The sequence below is a fragment of the uncultured Thiodictyon sp. genome, from assembly GCF_903828115.1.
GTDB lineage: Bacteria > Pseudomonadota > Gammaproteobacteria > Chromatiales > Chromatiaceae > Thiodictyon.
Map to the genome: position 1 here is coordinate 1 of NZ_CAIKKU010000255.1, position 4,136 is coordinate 4,136.

Below are 4,136 nucleotides of genomic sequence, written 5' to 3' on the forward strand. Positions count from 1 at the left end.
CCTCCTCCCGGCCGATCAGGCGTAAGGCCCCGACCAGTGGGCTGTCGCCTCGAACTGGGGCGATAGAGGCCTGGGCGTGTGCCGCCGTCACCGACATCAAGTCCTTGAAGGCATGATTGCGCGCGGCCTCGGTGGCGACTCGGCGCGCCTGCAGACGGTTGTATTCGTCGACATTGGCCAGACGCAGATTCAGGTCGGCGGCCTCGAACAGGAGCCGGTGCAGGGTCGCGACGCCCGCCCAGGCATCGCCATCCAGCAGCGCCGCTGCCGTTGGACGGGAGTGCAGCGCTAACTGCGTCGTGGCCAGCCAGATCGGTCGCGACCTGGAGCATCCGGGTGAGACTGCCGGCGAAATTCTGGAAGGCCACCAGCAGGGCAGCGAAGGCACCGATGGCGATCAGATTCCCGTTCGCGGAGGGTTTGCCGATGAGCAGGACAAACAGCAGTAATCCGGCCAGGGTCAAGGTCTGGTTGAGGGCCGCCTGCCAGGCGCCGATCCGTTCTGCGGCCAGTTGATGGCGGCGGCCTTGGGCAAAGAGACTGGCCCAGCGGGCGAAGGCGCGATCCTCGCCGGCCGCAAGCCGGATCTTGGTCACCCCCAGGATGAGTTGCAGCAGGCTGTTATTCAGTTTTCCGGTCAACTCGGCCAGGGGACGTTCCTGGCGCAGGCGCAGATAGCCCAGCAGCATGCTCAGTACGCAATAAACGCTGATGAGCAGCGCCGCCCAGAGCGCCAAGCGGGTGTCGTAATAGAACATCAGCGCGAAGCTGAAGATGCCGCTCAGGATCGCATTGACACTGGCGGTGGATGCCAGGGTCTGGATCTGGGTGATGGCCATGACGCGGGTCGCCAGGTCGCCGGCGGAATAGCCCTGGAAAAAGCTCATCGGCAAGCGCAGCATCCGGTCCATCATGCCGGATTGCAGCGCGCGGCCAGTGCGGCTTTCGGCACGGGAAAAAGCCAGGGTACCGACATACTCCATGATAAAGGCCATGCCACCCAGCACCGCCAACACCAGGCCGATCTCGACCAGAAAGCCCACCTCGTGGCCGGGAATGACGGTATCGATCATATAGGCGGTGCCGATCGGCGTCGCCAAGCCAAGGAGTCCGAGAATAGCCCCGGTCAACAGGATCGGGACCGCATCACGCCAGCCGCGCGCCAGGGCGAACCCCAGCAGGTCGCGAAACGTCATGGCCCTGAAAGGTAGATGCGCGGTCAGCTCGAAGGCAGTCGGGGCCAGACGTGCCCGTGCCGCGTCGAAGGCCAGTTCATCGCCCGTGGTAGGGTCGATCAACCGTGGTCGACCCCGGCTACCGGACAGGAGGGCGCGCGGCTGCCCCGACTCCTTGTCGAAGCCCAGCAGTGCGCCGAAGTCTTGGCGCCACCGGCCCTCCCGCAATGCCACCTCGCGCAGTCGCAAGCCGCTGCTGCGTGCAATCTCCTCAAGCCCGGGGCTGTCCCCCGGCTTCGCGGTCGCCGGGAGCCGGACCTCGAACCCCTCCTGCCGGCCGATCAGACGCAAGGCGCCAACCAACGTACTATCGCCACGGACAATCGCGATCGAGGCCCTGGCGAGTGCCCCCGTCACCGACATCAAGTCCTTGAAGGCATGATTGCGTGTGGCCTCGGTGGCGACTCGGCGCGCCTGCAGACGGTTGTATTCGTCGACATTGGCCAGACGCAGATTCAGATCGGCGGCCTCGAACAGGAGCCGGTGCAGGGTCCACTATAGTACGCCACGACCGTCTTCCCAGACCCCACAGGCACCCAGCCGCCTCCCGCCGCCCCGGCGAAGGCCTCGTCCGAGAGGTCCTTCAACTGTTCTGGGATCACCAATGTAATAACGTGCGCGGTGTTCTCCACCGCCAGAACCCGGATGCCCTCGGCCTTGAGCGTCCCCACCGGGTCGGCCAAGAGGCGCTGCTTGAAGGCATCGTCGGCCCAACACTTGGCGATGAGTTGCTGATACTGTTTGGCGTGGTCGTTCATGGTCCGGTCCCCTTGGCGATAGGATGGCAATGGGTAACCCGCGTGCCGTCCATCCCGACTGCGGCCCGCTGGGAAACTCCCTGGCGCACCACACTCGCGAGCGCGTGGATACTTAGCTCGGCGCACTCCACTCCGATCAGCCCGTCGGTACCGACGACCAGTTCTCACATATACGGCTGCCCAGATGATGTTGTAGGGGCGGATTTGATCGCAAGTGCCCTTGGCGTTCAAGTCCGCCCTGGGCTCAGTCCTGGTAGCCATGGTAGTCCTGGTAGTCCTGGCAGTCGGGATGTCTTGCGCCATGCTGTTGAATTTCCTATTTCATATCAGTGTCTCCCAGCAGGGCGAGTGTGCGCTCGCTGGCGCCCGCCCGCAGACGCCCCGCTTTCAGGACGACCGCGGGGCCGCCTGGAGGCGGCGGCGCACGGTCATCGGACGGCCCGGCCTAGCCGTCGGCGAGGCCCTGGAGGACTTGCGCTCGCCCGGGGTGATGGACCGCCCGGCGCGGTTGGTTGCCCGATTTGAGAAATACACCCTGAGTTTGCTGATAGACTATCCAGGCTGGGCGGTGCAGTTCGCTGCCATGCCGACGATGGATGCCCGGGCGCTGCTCGATCTGGACCGGGATGAGGAGGCGTTTGAGGCGGCGATGGCGACACTCTCGGGGGCGGCGATCCGTCACCTGGCCGATCGGGTCGATACCCAGGAGCAGTCAAAGCTGGGCAATTTCTGTTAAGTTTCAATCATTGATGCGAGGACCCGGGAATCATGAGTATGCTATCGAGTAAGAGCGCCGGTGTACTGATCCTGATGCTCAATGGCCGGCTGGATACCAACAGCGCGCCTGAGGCCGATCGACAGATCGGTGATGCGATCGATCAGGGTGAGACGCGGGTGCTGGTGGATTTTTCCAAGACCGATTATATCTCCAGCGCCGGATTGCGAATTCTGCTCAAGGCCACCAAACGGCTCAAGCAAGCCGGCGGTGCCTTTGCCCTGTGCAACGCCAACGAGCAGATCCATGAAGTGCTGGAGATGAGCGGCTTCGTGACCATCATGTCCTGTTATGGGAGCGTCGAGGAAGCCCTGCAGGCCATGAGCAAATAACTGGCTGCGATCGTTGTGCCGGCCACTGCGATGATCCAGCACTATGTTCATTGATAAGCGTCGTGTTAGGCGGGCCACTCAGGCGTGGCGCCGAGTGGCCCCCTTTGCCACCCTCGCCGTGGTGCTCATGGCCGTGGTCGGGTTGGCGTTCGCGCAATCCGTAGCGCCTGTTGGGCCCCCGCCGGCTCCCGCGGCGTCTGGCGCCCCGCCAGTTGTCGTCCGATTGGCGCTGCAGTGGCAGCCACAGAGCCAGTTTGCCGGTTATTACCTGGCACGTGACCGGGGTTTGTACCGAGCGGCCGGACTGGATCTGAGTCTGGTACACGCGAGCGTCGCACAATCCTCCATTGATTTGCTGCGCACGGGCGCGGCGGAACTGGCCACACTCTTTCTTACCGATGCGATCATTGCGGCGGCGCAGCCGCCAGCGAACCGATCTGCACAACCGCAAGTCGTTCACGTAATGCAAGTGGTACAACGTTCCAATCTCATGCTCTTGGCCTGGAAGGATATGGGCGTCAGGCAGGCCAAGGAGCTTGACGGGCAGCGAGTCAGCTATTGGCAGGGGGCTTTCGCCGCCGCATTCCAGGCATTCGTTTCCACCAACGGGGTCAGTCCCGAGCCGATACCCCAGTATCAATCGGTCAATCTCTTCCTGGCGCGCGGCGTGGCTGCTTGCGCGGCCATGGAATACAACGAGTACCACCGGATCTGGCAGGCCGGAATTGACGCCGGGCGCATCACCGCCTTCCGAATGCGCGACTTTGGTCTCGGCTTTCCCGAGGACGGCCTCTATACCACGTCATCCTGGGCCAGCCGCAACCCCGAACTCGTACGGGCCGTGCGCGGGGCGACCCTGGCAGGCTGGGTCTATGCCCGTGACCACCCGGAGGAGGCGCTCGACGCAGTCTTGGCCGAAGCCCGCCGAGCCGGCGTGGCCGCCAACCGACCCCACGAGCGTTGGATGCTCCGCCACATCCTCGATTCCATCTTTGTTCCCGGGTCCTTGCCCGCGGCGGTTGGCCGCCTCGACCAG

The 4,136-nt window shown here is 64.1% G+C and carries 5 protein-coding genes; 3 read left to right on the forward strand and 2 right to left on the reverse strand.

Features of this window, described 5'->3' with window-relative positions:
- On the reverse strand, positions 1-1,526 hold a 1,526-nt coding region (locus QZY48_RS09710; RefSeq protein WP_295430536.1), incomplete at its 3' end, for an ABC transporter transmembrane domain-containing protein.
- A 164-nt stretch (positions 1,527-1,690) separates the two neighbouring features.
- On the reverse strand, positions 1,691-1,993 hold the full coding sequence (locus tag QZY48_RS09715; RefSeq protein ID WP_295430538.1) for an NHLP leader peptide family natural product precursor: 303 nt from the start codon (positions 1,991-1,993) through the stop codon (positions 1,691-1,693).
- Between the two features lie 214 nt (positions 1,994-2,207).
- Here QZY48_RS09715 and QZY48_RS09720 point away from each other — a divergent pair, with 214 nt between their 5' ends.
- From QZY48_RS09720 to QZY48_RS09730, 3 genes are all read left to right on the forward strand, one after another.
- Positions 2,208-2,729 (forward strand): hypothetical protein, encoded by a 522-nt coding sequence (locus QZY48_RS09720; RefSeq protein WP_295430540.1) that lies wholly within the window; start codon positions 2,208-2,210, stop codon positions 2,727-2,729.
- Between the two features lie 32 nt (positions 2,730-2,761).
- Entirely contained in the window at positions 2,762-3,100 is a 339-nt protein-coding gene (locus tag QZY48_RS09725) for an STAS domain-containing protein (protein ID WP_295430542.1), read from the forward strand.
- Positions 3,101-3,323: 223 nt separating this feature from the next.
- On the forward strand, positions 3,324-4,136 hold an 813-nt coding region (locus QZY48_RS09730; RefSeq protein ID WP_295430544.1), incomplete at its 3' end, for an ABC transporter substrate-binding protein.